This is a genomic window from Halorussus litoreus (assembly GCF_003382685.1).
GTDB classification, from domain to species: domain Archaea; phylum Halobacteriota; class Halobacteria; order Halobacteriales; family Haladaptataceae; genus Halorussus; species Halorussus litoreus.
The window spans coordinates 7,925-21,279 of record NZ_KZ859518.1; the positions used below are offsets into that span (position 1 = coordinate 7,925).

The window sequence follows — 13,355 nt, forward strand, 5'->3', positions numbered from 1 at the left end:
CTGTTATCACGCCGCCGGGGGGGCGGGCCGGCGCGCGCAGAACTGCGCGCCGGCCCGCCCGCACGGCGACCGCGAGGACGACGGGGCTGGCCCGCACGACGACCGCGAGGACGACGGGCCGGCTCTCCCGAAATTTTATTCCCGACGCGAGTGGTGGTTCCGAGTATGGATATCGGCGTCCACACACCGCCGCTGTACGGAGAGTCGCTGGAGGACGCGCTGGCGTACCTCGACGGAATCGGGGTCGACGCCGTCGAACCCGGCGTCGGCGGCCACCCGGGCGACACCCACATGCCCCGCGGGGAGTACCTCGACGACGAGGCCGCCCAGCAGGAACTCGCCGATCTGCTCGACGAGTACGACGTGCGCATCTCGGCGCTGGCGACCCACAACAACCCCCTGCATCCCGACGACGAGACGGCCGCTGAGGCCGACACCGAGCTCCGGGAGGCCGTCGAACTCGCCGACCAGCTCGACGTGGGCACCGTGACCTGCTTCTCGGGACTCCCCGCGGGCGGGCCCGACGACGAGGTGCCGAACTGGATCACGGCCCCCTGGCCCGGCGAACACGCCGAGGCCCACGACTACCAGTGGGAGGAGGTCGCGATTCCGTACTGGTCGGAACTGGCCGAGTACGCGGCCGACCACGGCGTGGACCTCGCCATCGAGATGCACCCCAACATGCTCGTCTACGAGCCCTCGGGCATGCTCCGGCTCCGCGAGGAGACCAACGAGCGCGTCGGCGCGAACTTCGACCCCAGCCACCTCTACTGGCAGGGCATCGAGGTCACCGACGCCATCCGGCTGCTGGGCGAACACGACGCCATCCACCACTTCCACGCGAAGGACACGAAGGTGTACGACGCCAACGCGCAGTACAAGGGCGTGCTCGACACCACGCCGTACGACGAGGAGGCCGACCGCTCGTGGCTGTTCCGGTCGGTGGGCTACGGCCACGGCGAGGACCACTGGAAGGACATCGTGTCGACGCTCCGGATGGTGGGCTACGACGGCGCGCTCTCCATCGAGCACGAGGACTCGCTGACCAGTTCGAACGAGGGCCTCGAGAAGGCGGTGGCGATGCTCCAGCGCGCGGTGTTCCGCGACCAGCCCGGCGAGGCGTACTGGGCCTGAGTAGGGTTTTCGCGGAACTGTGAAACGACACTCGATTTCCCCGGAATCGCCACCAGCACTTTTCCCGGTTGGCGTCGTCGGGCGACTCATGGGGGACGTAGCATCCGACGACCTCGCAGAGCAGTTAGTGAGCAGTTGCCGAACCAGCGTGGGCGACGAGCTCCGAAGCGTGACGTACTTCACCGAAGACGAGGAGGAACAGCTCTACCTCCGCGAGGACCTCGAAGCCGGCGCGGACCTCGTGGGCTTCGCCGACAACGAACGGCTGGGGTTCCGCACGCAGGCGGTGTACCACGACACCGAACTCGGCGAGTACCTGTTCAACATCCGGACGTTCGAGCGGGGCTACCTCACGCGGGTCATCGTCGACGACCACGGCGCGTTCGTGACCACCGACGAGATGGAGATGGACCAGTTCGAGGAGTTGGCCTCGGCGGTGCGGACGGTACTCGACGGCGGGACGGAGTAAGCAGACAACACATTATAAACAATTCGGTAAGGCATAGTTTTACTGTATTACGATTAGGTTTATTTAGCGGCTAAGTTTTCCCCCAGTATTTCTCCCGGTGGATATTCATAACTCGAAGAGAGATAATCCATTATGTCATCGCCGCGTGGAATCTCATATGAATTGCTTGGTGCAGACCAATCTGATTCTACTTCAGCAGTTCATTTTATGGACTGTATAATAGATTTGGAACAAGAACTCAACGAACTTGAGGAAAAATTGTAAGTGTTGAAGTTGGCAAAACCGGATACAAATCCCAGAAGGCTCTAGAACCATTAGAAAGGGAGTATGTCGAACTGCTACAAGAAATAAACGCAGCAGAGAAGGCGGTTATAACCCATACTCCTTGGGAATTCGAACGTTGTAATGGAGATTGGAAATCAGAAGATCAAAATGACTTCCTAGAGTTCCGCCAAAGATACATCGGGCAGATCAACAATTTAGAAACAATGGCTGGTCGAATAGGACAGTTACTCAACGGCAAACAGAGTACTGCTAACTCACGGATGATTGCTGTGATTTCTGTCGGGGCAGTATTTGTTTCCACTCTAACGCTAATCCTAAGCGCATTTGGAATTATTTGACAATCCATAGCCTGATCTAGAATAGGTTGTTAGTAACTGTTTGCTGGCTCATTTCACCACTCTTTCCAATACAGTGATGGGAGTAGAGTATTACTCCTCTCGGTAAGCGACCACAGCTTGAATTCCAAATCTTGCGACCGATTTACTCGTTCCTGAAGGACTAAGCACCTCCCGGACGAATCCCCGGCCATGACAGTCAGCGTCGGAGTGCTCGGCTATCGGTTCATGGGGAAAGCTCACGCGAACGCGCTCGCGCGCCTGCCGATGTTCTTCCCGGAGGCACCGGAGGTCGAACGCAGCGTGCTGGTCGGTCGCGACGAAGAGGCCCTCTCGGACGCGGCCGACCGGCTGGGGTTCGAGCGGACGGCGACCGACTGGCGCGACGTGATCGACGAGGTCGACGCCTTCTACAACCTCGGGCCGAACCACGTCCACGCAGAGCCGTCCATCGCCGCGCTCGAAGCCGGCACACCGGTCCTCTGCGAGAAACCGCTGGCAAACGACCTCGAAAGCGCCGAGCGGATGGCCGAGGCTGCCGCGGAGGCAGGGGACGGCGTTCCGACCGCCACGGCGTTCAACTACCGGTTCGTGCCAGCCATCCAGTACGCGAAGAACCTGATCGAGGCCGGGGAGCTCGGCGAGATCCGCCACTTCCGCGGGCGCTACCTCCAGGACTGGCTGGTCGACCCCGAGGCCCCGTGGTCGTGGCGCAACGACGCCGAGATGGCCGGCAGCGGCGCGCTGGGCGACCTCGGCGCGCACACCATCGACCTCGCGCGCTTCCTCGTGGGCGACGTCGAGCGCGTCAGCGGGCACTGCCGGACGTTCGTGGACGAGCGGCCAGTCGAGGGTGGCGGGGATGAGGAAGAGTCTGCCGAGACGCGCGAGGTCACGGTCGACGACGCCTACTCCGCGCAGGCCGAACTGGCTGGCGGCGTGATGGCGAGCTTCGAGGCCTCGCGCTTCGCCACGGGCCACAAGAACGACCACGTCATCGAGGTCCACGGCTCGAAGGGGAGCCTGAAGTTCTCGCTGGAGCGGCTGAACGAACTGGAAGTCCTGCGGGAGGGCGACCGAGGCTACCAGACGATTCTCGTGACCGACGAGGACGACCCCTACGTCGAGCACTGGTGGCCGCCGGGCCACGTCGTCGGCTGGGAGCACACCTTCGTCCACGAGAACTACGAGTTCCTGAGCACAGTCGAGTCCGGCGGGGAATACCACCCCGACTTCGCGGACGGACTGGCGGTCCAGCGCGCGCTGGCGGCGATTCAGGAGAGCGACGAGCGTGGCGAGTGGGTCGCGGTGGAGTAACCGCGACGAGTGGGTCGCAGAGAAGCAAACGGCGACCAGCTTCGGGGCGACTACTTCGCGTCCTCGAGGTCGTCGATGTTCTCGCCGATGGGCGTCTCCTCGACGAGTTGCTCCGAGAGGAAGTCCTCCAGTAGGAGCAGGACGTTGTAGGTGAACGTGGCGTGAAAGCCCACCACCGGGAAGGCCAGCCAGTTCGGCGTCGAGAAGGCGATAACGGACCGGACCAGCAGATACGAGACGGCCAGACTCCCCAGGGTCGCGACGACGTGGACCATCGACGTGACCACGAGGTAGGTGTCGTCGCTTCTCTCGGCTTTCCGGACTATCTGCTGGAACGCGACCGCTCCGAGCAGGCCGAACCCGGCTATCGCGCCCAAGGCAAGCAGGAGGACGTGGAACAACGTCGGCGTCTGGACCTGCGAGATGAGCATCGCTCCCGACCCCCAGATGGTGAGCGTGTAGCCGTACGCCTCCGACTCGCCGGTGAGGTTGTGCGCGAGTCGCTCCCTCGGGTTCATCGAAAGGCGTCACGACGCCGAGGACCTTCGGCCTGCTGGCTCTGTTTCGGCCTGCTTCCCCGATGGGCCGCCAGGCCGCTCAGAACTCCCGGACGCCCTCGTCGGTGACCACCGAGTCGAGCAGGTCGGTCGGCGTCGCGTCGTAGGCGGGGTTCTCCACCGCGAAGCCCTCCGCGGGTTCGAGCAGCACCTCGCTGGGCGACCGGAAGTCGTTCTCGAAGCGGAACCCCTCGCCGACGAGTTTCGCGGAGGAGCCGATGACCGACACCGGCACGTCGACCTGCGCGGCGGTCGCGGCCAGCGGGAACGTTCCGACGCGATTGTAGAGGGTGTCGTCGACGATGCAGTCCATCCCGAGCAGCACGCGGTCGCAGTCGGGCAGGAAGTGGCCCGACGCTCCGTCGACGATGAGGTGGGCGTCCACCCGATCCATCGCGGCGAGCGTGCGGGCGGTCTTGCGGCCGAGATACCGCGGGCGGGCCTCGGTGACGTACACCGTGAGGTAGCGTCCGTCGGCGACCGCGCGCTCGATGGTCTCCAGCACCGTCGAGGAGTAGTCGTGGGTCAGGATGGTCGCGCCGTCGGGCACCAGCTCCAGCGCGTTCTCGGCCGACCGGCGCTTGGCGGTCTCGACCTGCGCCACCACGTCGTCGACCGCCGCCCGGAGGCCCTCCTTCGCGTCGGCGACCGAGTCGTGGTCGGCGTCGGTGACCATCGAGACGACCGCGCGCTGGGTGGTCACCAGCGACGCGTGGGAGGGGTTGGCCCGCCGGAGCGCCGACGAGTTGCGTTCGAGCGCGCGCTCGAAGTCCTCGACCGAGGCGAACTCGCGGTCGAGCAGGTCCGCCAGCGCCTCGGCGGCCTTCACCGCGACCACGGAGGAGCTGTGGGTCTGCATCTCCCGGATCTCCTCGACCGTCTCGTCTATCATACCCGAAGCGTCTCCACCGCGGGCCAAATGTCTTGCTTCTCGGCGTGAACGGCGGTGTTCGGCTCGGGCCAGCGCGTTGGGTTTTCGAGAGAAATCAAGGACCGAACACCATCGACGGGATACCGTAGAGGTTTAAACGCTCACGACCCGAACTACGACTGCGGGACGGGCCCGCGACCAAAAGACCGACGCGAGCCGAGACGGCTCGAAGCGTGCGAGGGTAGCCAAGCTAGGCCAACGGCGGCGGACTCAAGATCCGCTCCCGTAGGGGTCCAAGGGTTCGAATCCCTTCCCTCGCACTCTGCGTGGCTTTGCCACGTTACAACCGAGTGCAGGAAGACCGCTTCGGAGCGATCTTCCCTCGCAACACTTCTGACGCGACGACGCACTGACGCCACAGCTACGGCAGTAGTGTTCAGATACGCCAGTAGAATTGGTGAGATGTTCTCGAAAGCCCTCGGGCGCTCGCGATCGCTGTGCGGGATATCTGGCGTGCGCGCAGGTCTGCGCGCACGCCAGATAGTGGCCGCGCACAGGCGACCAGGCGTTGCGCGAGCGCCCTCGCCCTTTCAGTCCACCAGGACGGTGGATAGATCCACTGCTCGAAACAGGGAGTTAGCTGCGCGTCTCTGAACGCCGCCGTCACTGCGACCCAAAGGTTAAGCTCCCGACGGGAGACAGATGCGGGCATGTCTTCGGAGTTCCCCCTCGAAGAACTAGCGAGCCTGCCCGAGTTCTACCATCCGACAGTGTCGCCCGACGGCGACCGCGTGGCGGTGTACTGGGACGGGAGCGGCAGGAACGAACTGCACGTCGTGGACGCCACCACCGGCGAGATGTGGCAGGTCAGCGACGGGGAGGTCCCGCGGAGCGCCCGCTGGCCGTTCGCGTGGGGTCCCGACGGCGACCGCGTCTTCTTCCACCGCGACGAGGGCGGCGACGAGCAGAACGACCTCTGGGCTATCGACCTCGACGGCGAAGCGACGCGGATCGTCGGACTCGACGGCCAGTGCGCACTCCACGACGTGAGCGACGACGCGCTGCTGTTCGGGAGCGACGCCGACCGGCAGATGAACCTCTACCGGTGCGGCCTCGACGGGAGCGACGTCGAGCGCGTGACCGACTACGACCGGCCGGTGTTGCAGGCGGCGTTCTCGCCCGACGGCGACCGCATCGCCTACGCGACCAACGAGTCCGAAGACCTCGAAAATCGGGACGCCTACGTCTCGAACGCCGACGGCACCGACCCCCGTCGACTCCCCGTCGGTGAGGAGGGTGCCGAGACCATCCCGGTCGAGTTCGACTCCAGCGGTGACCGTCTGCTCGTGGCCGACAACAGCGCGGACCTGGGCCGCTGTGGCGTCTACAACCTCGCGGCAGACGAAGTGACGTGGTACGGCGTGGACGAGAACGGAGCGAGCGCCCCCGATGAAGATGGGTCGAGCGAGTACGAGGAGAAACCCGTCGCGTTTCTCCCGGACGGCTCGGGCTTCCTCGCCGAGCGGACTCGCGAGGCGGGCGTCCGCGCGGTCGCGTACGACCTCGACGGCGACTCGCGCGAACTCGCGTTCCCCGAGGGCGTCGCCTCCCTACCTGACGGCGCGGGGGACGGCGTCTTCTGCTCGGACGAGACGCTCGTCGTCGCGCACGGCAGGTCCGACGAGCGCGGCCAACTGTACCGCTACGACCTCGCAGCCGACGAGCGCGAGCTGCTGCTGGCGGCCGAGTACGGCGACATCGACCCCGACACCTTCGTCGCGGCCGAGTACGTCACCTACGAGTCGGTCGACGGACTGGAGATCGGCGCGCTCTGCTACGATTCGGGCGAGCGGCCCTCCCCGGCCATCGTCCGGGTCCACGGCGGCCCCCACAGCCAGTCCCGCACGGAGTTCGACGCGTTCACGCAGTTCCTCGTGAACCGCGGGTACACCGTGCTCGAACCCAACTACCGCGGGTCACTCGGACGCGGTCGGGAGTTCAAGAACCGAGTTCACGGCGACTGGGGCGGCAAGGAGCAGGACGACGTGGCGGCCGGGGCGACGTGGCTCCGGGAGCGCGACTGGATCGACGACGACCGGATCGCGGTACTCGGCGGCTCGTACGGCGGCTACAGCGTGTACATGCAGCTCACGACCAACCCCGGCCACTGGACCACGGGCGTCGCGCGAGTCGGCATCACCGACCTGCCGGCGCTGTACGAGGAGATGATGCCCCACTTCAAGTCCACGCTCGAAGAACAGCTCGGCGATCCCGAGGAGAACGCCGACCTGTGGCGCGACCGGAGCCCCATCACCCACGTCGACCGGATGACCGAGCCGATCCTGATGCTCCACGGCGTCAACGACCCCCGATGTCCCATCTCGCAGGCCCGCGGGTTCCGTGACGCGCTCGAAGACCGGGGCTGGACCGAGGGCGAAGACGGCGACTTCGAGTACGTCGAGTTCGGCGACGAGGGCCACGGCAGCACCGACATCGACCAGAAGATACGCTCGTTCCGGATACTGGAGGACTATCTGGACCGGCGGCTGTAACCCGGTCACCGATTCCGGCTGTTTCGTCTACTCGAACCCCTCGAATAGCGTGGCGGGCTCGGCCCCACGGGCCGCGAAGTGCGCGTCGAGTTCCTCCTTCCGAGCCCGAATCTCGCCCGGCGCGTGCGAGTCCGACCCCGCGACGAACTCGACCCCGCGCTCGCGCAGGGCCTCGCGGAAGTCGGGCGCGGGGTGGAACTCGCCGTACTCCCGGCGCACGCGCCCGGCGTTGAGTTCGGGGACCGTGCGCGAGCGGCCGAATGCGTCGGCGACCAGCTCGTGGTGGTCGGCCGTGGTGTACCCCCGGAGTTCGGGCGTGCGCTCGGGCAGGTCGACGTGGGCCGCGACGGCGAACAGTTCCGACTCCACGAGGTCGGCGAGCGCCTCGTAGTAGTCGTCGACGTACGCCCGGCGCTCGGCTCCGGACCACTCCGAAAAGGGCGTGCTGCTCTGGACGTTCGTCCGGTCGACGCGGTGGACGCTTCCGATTGCGTAGTCGAAGTCGACCTCGTCGAGGAAGGCCGCGATCTCGGCCTCGTCGCGGGGCGCGTAATCGAGTTCGACCGCGTCGAATATCGTGACGTCGTAGCGGTCGCGCAGCGACTCGATGGCCTCCCGGCGGAGCGGGTGCGTCCGGTCGAGGTTGAAGCCGAACTCGCGCTTGGCCCGCTGGAGGTCTTCGTCTGCCGCGACGTTGCAGTGGTCGGCGATGCCGACGGCTTCGAGGCCCATCTCCGCCGCCGCGTCGAGCATCGGGACCAGTCGCTCGCCGTCCGAGTAGTTCGAGTGGACGTGGTAGTCGTGGACGACCGGCACGTCCGAAACGTGGCCGTCCGTCGACGTATTCGTTCGGGTTTCCGGTGGAGTCATGTTCCGATACGTGCGACCAGTTCTTGGCTTCGCTCGGTGGATCAACCACTACCCCTGGCGGATGAAAGGGCGAGGCGCGCTCGCGGGCCGCAGGCCCGTGGTCGCCTCAGCGGGCACTATTCGAGCGAACGAAGTGAGCGAGAATATCCCGCTGAGCGACCGCGAGCGCGCCGAGGGCTTTCGAAGATGTCTCACTTACTCCAATTCTGTATCTGAACACGACCGCGGATAGAGATTCTCGCTCCAGTCCCCGATGGAGGTATCCGACTGGCGACGAACGGTCGAGTATGGACGAGCACACCCGCGACGCGTCGGTCGGGCCGCCGGCACGCGGGAACCCCGCCGGCTGGCGACCCGATCTGGCGCGGTGGGAGCACGGGACGCTCCGGCGAGCGGTGGTCCACGGGGTCGCGCTGTTCAACGCCGGGGCGTTCCACGAATCGCACGACTGCTTCGAGGACGAGTGGTACAACTACGGGAGCGGGACCACCGAGAGCGCGTTCTGCCACGGGATGGTACAGGTGGCGGCCGGCGCGTACAAGCACTTCGACTTCGAGGACGACGGCGGCATGCGGAGCCTGTTCGAGACGGCCTTACAGTATCTTCAGGACGTGCCCGACGACTACTACGGCGTGAACATTTCTGACGTGTGCGCGACAATGGAGAACGCACTAAACGACCCGACCGCGTTGGATGGGTGGCAAATCGAACTCGACGGCAGGGTCCCGGAAGCGACGAAGGTCGACCGCGAGTACGCCGACGCGCTGGAATAGGAGGCTTTGCGTGGCGATTCTCTGCTTTCACACCGGCGTACGCTCGGTCTCCATCTTGATTCCGTGTGCGCTCGGTGAAATTCTCCATCCGGCGCGTGCTGGCGCGAGTTTATCTCGCGCCAAACCGCGCGAGGGACGAGGACCGCAAGCCGGAGCGAAGCGAAGGCTGAGGACCGCAGGAGGCTGGGGAGGTCCGAGGTCCGCGGTTGCGGTGCTGTGCGGTCTCTCACATGCCTCGGATGTAGCTAGCTTCGTGATCTCGTCGATTTTTGTTCGAAGCTATTTGGCTAGCTACTGCTTGAGCCGAGGCGTGACCGCACCGCAACCGAGACCGCGACCGCACCTCGTCCTCCCCAACCGCTTGCGCTTCTCGGCCTGCGGCCTGCGATGCTCAGCCCTCGCGCGATTTGGCGCGGCATGAAGCCGCGCCAGCACGCGCCGGATCGGAGGTCCGGCCAGCTCGATTCGGTCGGGAAGCCGAGTCAGCGCGCGCCGGACTGGACGATGGATAGAGCGACTCCTGACTGCAAACCGACCGAATGAACGAGACGAACTCGGCCGCTCCGATCAGTCAGTTCTCGACGCGTCCGCGCTCGCGTCCATCTCCTCCTCGGTGAGCTCGTCTAGCAGCACCTCGAGGAACGGACCCGGATGCTCGGCGTGGGGAAGCAGCTTCGCGTCCTCGAACACAACCAGCTTCACGTCCGCGCGCTCGGCGAGTTCCTCGCCGTCCTCCAGCGGCGACACCGTCGCGTCCCGGCCCCAGACGATGGTCACCGGCACGTCGACTCTGGAGAGCTCCGCGCCGAGGTCCACGTCCGGGTCGAGGTAGCCCGAGACGAACGACGCGGGCGCGAAGCGCGCGCCCTTCTGGTGGGCGGTCTGCCACTGGTAGTCCACGTCGCGCTCGGTGTAGGACGCCTCCGAGGCGTACCCCTCGCGGTCGTCGAAGAAGTGCAGCGAGGACTTGCTGGTCAGCAGGTTGAACAGCGCCTGCCCGACCAGCGGCGACCGGAACAGCGACCGGAGCCACGGCCGGCGCGACCCGGTGTCGGCCGTCGGCGCGATCAGAACCAGTCGGGAGAACGCGTGGGCCTGCTGCTGGGCCAGCGCGGCGTACGCGCCCGACAGGGAACTCGCCACGCACGCCGCATCCTCGGTCAGATCCTCCGCGAAGTCCGCGACGAACGCGGTGTACAGCGCGGCGGAGTAGGTCAGCGGCGGGCGATCAGACCGGCCGAAGCCCGGCAGGTCCGGCGCGAACACGTGGTGGGTCTTGGCCAACTGGTCGAACATCTGGTCGAACTCCTTGTTCGACGCCGCGGCGTGGACGCCGTGGAGCAGGAGGACGTCCGGGTCGTCGGGGTCGCCCGCCTCGGTGTAGGCCACGTCGAACCCCCGCCAGCGGTAGGTGTTCTGCCGACCGTCGAGCGGGGCCTGGAGGTCGCTGGCCTTCCACGAGAGTAAGCGATTCCCTAACGCGGCGGCACCGAGACCGCTAGCAACCCCAGTCAGAGCGTTTCGAAGCTTCATGCGTGGAGATTCGGCGGCTGGCAAGTTAGCCGTTGTGCCGGAATGGAGATGAATTGGATCGAGAAGTAGCGGTGGTTGTGGTGCTGTGCGGTCGTGGTGTAGTGTGGGTTCGGTGCTATGCGGTCGTGGTGTTGGGAGTGGCGATGCTGTGCGGTTTCTCCTCGCTTCAAGCGATAGAGAACTCCGAGATCACGTTTCCTCTGTCGTAGATGACAGCTTGAAGCTAGCTACTGCTTGAGCCTCGGCGTGACCGCACCGCCACAGCACCGCCACAGCACCGCACTGCGACCGCACCGCTATCGCGGGCCTCGAACCTCCCCAGCCTCCTGCGGTCCTCACTGCGTTGCGGTCCTCGTCCCTCGCGCGCGTTGCTCGCGCGCGCCGGTGGTTGCTAGTTTATTTGTGGGAACTCGACCAATTCAGAATCAGTCGCGCTTTCGAGTAGTTGCTTCTCAGCCCAGCACGCCCAGTTGGTCGTACAGGAATGCCCAGCGATCGAGCTGTTCATCCACCAGCATCGAAGTCGGCTTCCCGATTCCGTGGCCCGTCCCCGTCTCGGTCCGGAGCAAGATGGGCTGTTCGCCCGCGTTCGCGGCCTGCATCCGGGCGGTCATCTTCCGGGCGTGTGAGGGATGCACTCTGGTGTCGCCCAGCGCGGTCTCGAACAGCACCGCCGGGTACTCGCGCTCCGCGACGTTGTGGTACGGCGAGTACTCCCGAAGATACTCGAAGGCCTCCGGGTCGTCGGGCGAACCGTACTCGACCGTCCACGACTCGCCGAGCAGGAACTCGTTGAACCGGAGCATGTCGAGGAGCGGGACGCCACACGACGCCGCGCGGAACAGGTCCGGGCGTTGAGTGATGGCCGCGCCGACCAGCAGCCCGCCGTTCGACCGGCCCATCGCCGCCAGCCGCTCCGGTCGGGTGTAGCCAGCGTCGACCACGCCCTCCGCGACCGCGTAGAAGTCGTCGAACACGTTCTGCTTGTTCGCCCGCATCCCCGCGCGGTGCCACTCGTCGCCGTACTCCGCGCCGCCCCGGAGGTTCGCGACGACGAACACCCCGCCGTCTTCGAGGAACGGCGTCCGGAAGCGGTCGTACGTCGGCGTCTGGGTGAGTCGAAAGCCGCCGTAGCCGTACAGGACGGCCGGGTTGTCGCCGTCGCGGGCCAGCCCCTCGCGGTGGACCACGAACGCCGGAACCTCGGTGCCGTCGGCCGACTCGAAGAAGCGCTGCTCGACCGCGAGGGCCACGTCCGAGGCGGCTTCGCGCTGATCGATGACCCCCGTCTCGCCGGTCTCGGCGTCGCCGCGGGCGACCCACGGCGACCGTTCGAACGATTGGGCGCGGAAGAAGAACTCCGGCGCGTCGGGATGGCCGGTCAGCGCGTCGCGACCGATGGCGGCGTAGCCCGGTAGCGCCACGTCGTGGCGGTGCTCCCCGTCGGGGTCGTACACCGACAGCGAGGAGTGGGCGTCACGCTGGTAGTGCGCGACGAGCGCGCCGTCGGCGACTGCGACGTCCATCAGAATTGCCTCGCGCTCGCCGATTACCTCGCGCAGGTCGTCGGGGTCGGCCGCGCGAGCGTCCGCGTCGCAGGCCAGCACGCGCGAGCGCGGGGCGTCGTAGTCGGTCGCGAGGTACACCGTCCCGGCGTCGACGCGCGCGCCGAACCACGCGTCGGTGTCGGCGACCAGTCGGACGAGTTCGCCGTCGGTGGCCGGGTCGTCGCTGCCGTCGCAGCCTGCGCTATCGCTCGGCTCCCACCGGAACACGTCCGAGTGCAGATGGCCCTCGCTGAAGACGACGACGAGCGTCCCGTCGGCGAGTTCGAGCTGGGGCCAGACGTGCTCGCCCACCTCGTCGGTCAGCACGGGGTCGTCGCTGGCGACGGACTCGGGCGGATCTGAGTCGCCGCTGGAACCCGACCGATCCGGCAGTTCGTGGTACCGGATGGCCTTGTCGAGTTGCGAGCCCTCGGCGGCCGATCCGGTAGTCACGTAGTAGAATCCCGAGTCGGTCCACGCCATCCCGTTCGGTCCCGTCCGGCCGCAGTCCCGGACGATCTCCACCGGGTCGCCCGATTCGGTGTCGAGGATCGTCAGGTCGTAGTTCTCCTGCCCGCCCTCGCCGACGCCGTAGGCCACCAGCGACCCGTCCGGCGAGGGGTGAAACCAGTCGAGCGACTCGCCCTCGGCCCACTCGTTCGGGTCGGCGAGGGTCGTCGGCTCGGCGTCGAGGTCCGGTCGGAAGACGAGTCGCGAGCGGTCCTCGTCGGCGTCGGCCACGCGCTGGAAGTACCCGGACTGGCGTGGCTCGATTACGCCGTACTCCGGGACCTCGGCGCGGGCTTCCATCCGGGGTTCGAGCGCCTCGCGAACGTCGTCGTCGAGCCAGCTGTCGGCGTACTCGTTCTGCCGGTCGACCCACTCGCGCACCTCGTTGGTGTCGGCCTCCAGCCAGCGATACGGGTCGCACAATTCCTCGCCGTGTCGGGTCTCGACGACCTCCCTGCGCTCGGTCTCGGGCGAATCTGGCATACTACGGAATCTTCGCTCGGTGAAATATAAAGTTCGGGAAGGGGCAATCACGAGTACCGGATTCCGCCGTAGGATGACTCGCGTTTTTGAAAGCCCTCGCGCTTTCAGTCCGCCAGGGC

At 66.2% G+C, this 13,355-nt stretch carries 10 protein-coding genes and 1 tRNA gene; 6 read left to right on the forward strand and 5 right to left on the reverse strand.

Translation table 11 applies throughout. From position 1 onward, the window contains the following. The first annotated feature begins 165 nt into the window (after window positions 1–165). The 3 genes from DPQ64_RS08440 (at window position 166) to DPQ64_RS08450 (ending at window position 3,540) form a co-directional block, all read left to right on the forward strand. Window positions 166–1,134, forward strand: coding sequence for a sugar phosphate isomerase/epimerase family protein (locus tag DPQ64_RS08440; protein WP_115863916.1), 969 nt, complete (start codon window positions 166–168; stop codon window positions 1,132–1,134). Between the two features lie 88 nt (window positions 1,135–1,222). Continuing rightward, window positions 1,223–1,603, forward strand: coding sequence for a DUF7522 family protein (locus tag DPQ64_RS08445; RefSeq protein ID WP_115863917.1), 381 nt, complete (start codon window positions 1,223–1,225; stop codon window positions 1,601–1,603). An 812-nt stretch (window positions 1,604–2,415) separates the two neighbouring features. Beyond that, window positions 2,416–3,540, forward strand: a complete 1,125-nt coding sequence (locus tag DPQ64_RS08450; protein WP_115863918.1) for a Gfo/Idh/MocA family protein — start codon at window positions 2,416–2,418, stop codon at window positions 3,538–3,540. 50 nt (window positions 3,541–3,590) lie between these two features. Here the strand turns inward: DPQ64_RS08450 and DPQ64_RS08455 are convergent, their stop codons facing one another. Both DPQ64_RS08455 and DPQ64_RS08460 read right to left on the reverse strand, forming a co-directional pair. Continuing rightward, window positions 3,591–4,058 (reverse strand): hypothetical protein, encoded by a 468-nt coding sequence (locus DPQ64_RS08455; RefSeq protein WP_198662059.1) that lies wholly within the window; start codon window positions 4,056–4,058, stop codon window positions 3,591–3,593. 79 nt (window positions 4,059–4,137) lie between these two features. Then, window positions 4,138–4,989, reverse strand: a complete 852-nt coding sequence (locus DPQ64_RS08460; RefSeq protein ID WP_115863919.1) for a translation initiation factor eIF-2B — start codon at window positions 4,987–4,989, stop codon at window positions 4,138–4,140. A 214-nt stretch (window positions 4,990–5,203) separates the two neighbouring features. Here DPQ64_RS08460 and DPQ64_RS08465 point away from each other — a divergent pair. Both DPQ64_RS08465 and DPQ64_RS08470 read left to right on the forward strand, forming a co-directional pair. Further along, window positions 5,204–5,288, forward strand: a tRNA-Leu gene (locus tag DPQ64_RS08465). Window positions 5,289–5,678: 390 nt separating this feature from the next. Further along, window positions 5,679–7,520 (forward strand): S9 family peptidase, encoded by a 1,842-nt coding sequence (locus tag DPQ64_RS08470; protein WP_115863920.1) that lies wholly within the window; start codon window positions 5,679–5,681, stop codon window positions 7,518–7,520. A 27-nt stretch (window positions 7,521–7,547) separates the two neighbouring features. On the opposite strand, the gene DPQ64_RS08475 is transcribed toward DPQ64_RS08470, so the two are convergent. After that, window positions 7,548–8,390 carry a PHP domain-containing protein gene (locus DPQ64_RS08475; RefSeq protein WP_115863921.1) on the reverse strand — a complete coding sequence of 281 codons (843 nt, stop codon included), beginning with the start codon at window positions 8,388–8,390 and terminating at the stop codon, window positions 7,548–7,550. Between the two features lie 287 nt (window positions 8,391–8,677). Here DPQ64_RS08475 and DPQ64_RS08480 point away from each other — a divergent pair, with 287 nt between their 5' ends. Further along, entirely contained in the window at window positions 8,678–9,163 is a 486-nt protein-coding gene (locus DPQ64_RS08480) for a DUF309 domain-containing protein (protein WP_115863922.1), read from the forward strand. A 567-nt stretch (window positions 9,164–9,730) separates the two neighbouring features. Here the strand turns inward: DPQ64_RS08480 and DPQ64_RS08485 are convergent. Next, window positions 9,731–10,696: an alpha/beta fold hydrolase gene (locus DPQ64_RS08485; protein WP_115863923.1), complete on the reverse strand. Its 966-nt coding sequence runs from the start codon at window positions 10,694–10,696 to the stop codon at window positions 9,731–9,733. Window positions 10,697–11,148: 452 nt separating this feature from the next. Next, complete coding sequence (locus DPQ64_RS08490; RefSeq protein WP_115863924.1) at window positions 11,149–13,236, reverse strand: prolyl oligopeptidase family serine peptidase; 2,088 nt, start codon at window positions 13,234–13,236, stop codon at window positions 11,149–11,151. Window positions 13,237–13,355: the final 119 nt, after the last annotated feature.

Excerpts from the sequence above, each read along its gene's own strand:
- DPQ64_RS08440 (WP_115863916.1), top strand. The coding sequence starts at position 166 with ATGGATATCGGCGTCCACACACCGCCGCTGTACGGAGAGTCGCTGGAG.
- DPQ64_RS08445 (WP_115863917.1), top strand. The coding sequence starts at position 1,223 with ATGGGGGACGTAGCATCCGACGACCTCGCAGAGCAGTTAGTGAGCAGT.
- DPQ64_RS08450 (WP_115863918.1), top strand. The coding sequence starts at position 2,416 with ATGACAGTCAGCGTCGGAGTGCTCGGCTATCGGTTCATGGGGAAAGCT.
- DPQ64_RS08455 (WP_198662059.1), bottom strand. The coding sequence starts at position 4,058 with ATGAACCCGAGGGAGCGACTCGCGCACAACCTCACCGGCGAGTCGGAG.
- DPQ64_RS08460 (WP_115863919.1), bottom strand. The coding sequence starts at position 4,989 with ATGATAGACGAGACGGTCGAGGAGATCCGGGAGATGCAGACCCACAGC.
- DPQ64_RS08470 (WP_115863920.1), top strand. The coding sequence starts at position 5,679 with ATGTCTTCGGAGTTCCCCCTCGAAGAACTAGCGAGCCTGCCCGAGTTC.
- DPQ64_RS08475 (WP_115863921.1), bottom strand. The coding sequence starts at position 8,390 with ATGACTCCACCGGAAACCCGAACGAATACGTCGACGGACGGCCACGTT.
- DPQ64_RS08480 (WP_115863922.1), top strand. The coding sequence starts at position 8,678 with ATGGACGAGCACACCCGCGACGCGTCGGTCGGGCCGCCGGCACGCGGG.
- DPQ64_RS08485 (WP_115863923.1), bottom strand. The coding sequence starts at position 10,696 with ATGAAGCTTCGAAACGCTCTGACTGGGGTTGCTAGCGGTCTCGGTGCC.
- DPQ64_RS08490 (WP_115863924.1), bottom strand. The coding sequence starts at position 13,236 with ATGCCAGATTCGCCCGAGACCGAGCGCAGGGAGGTCGTCGAGACCCGA.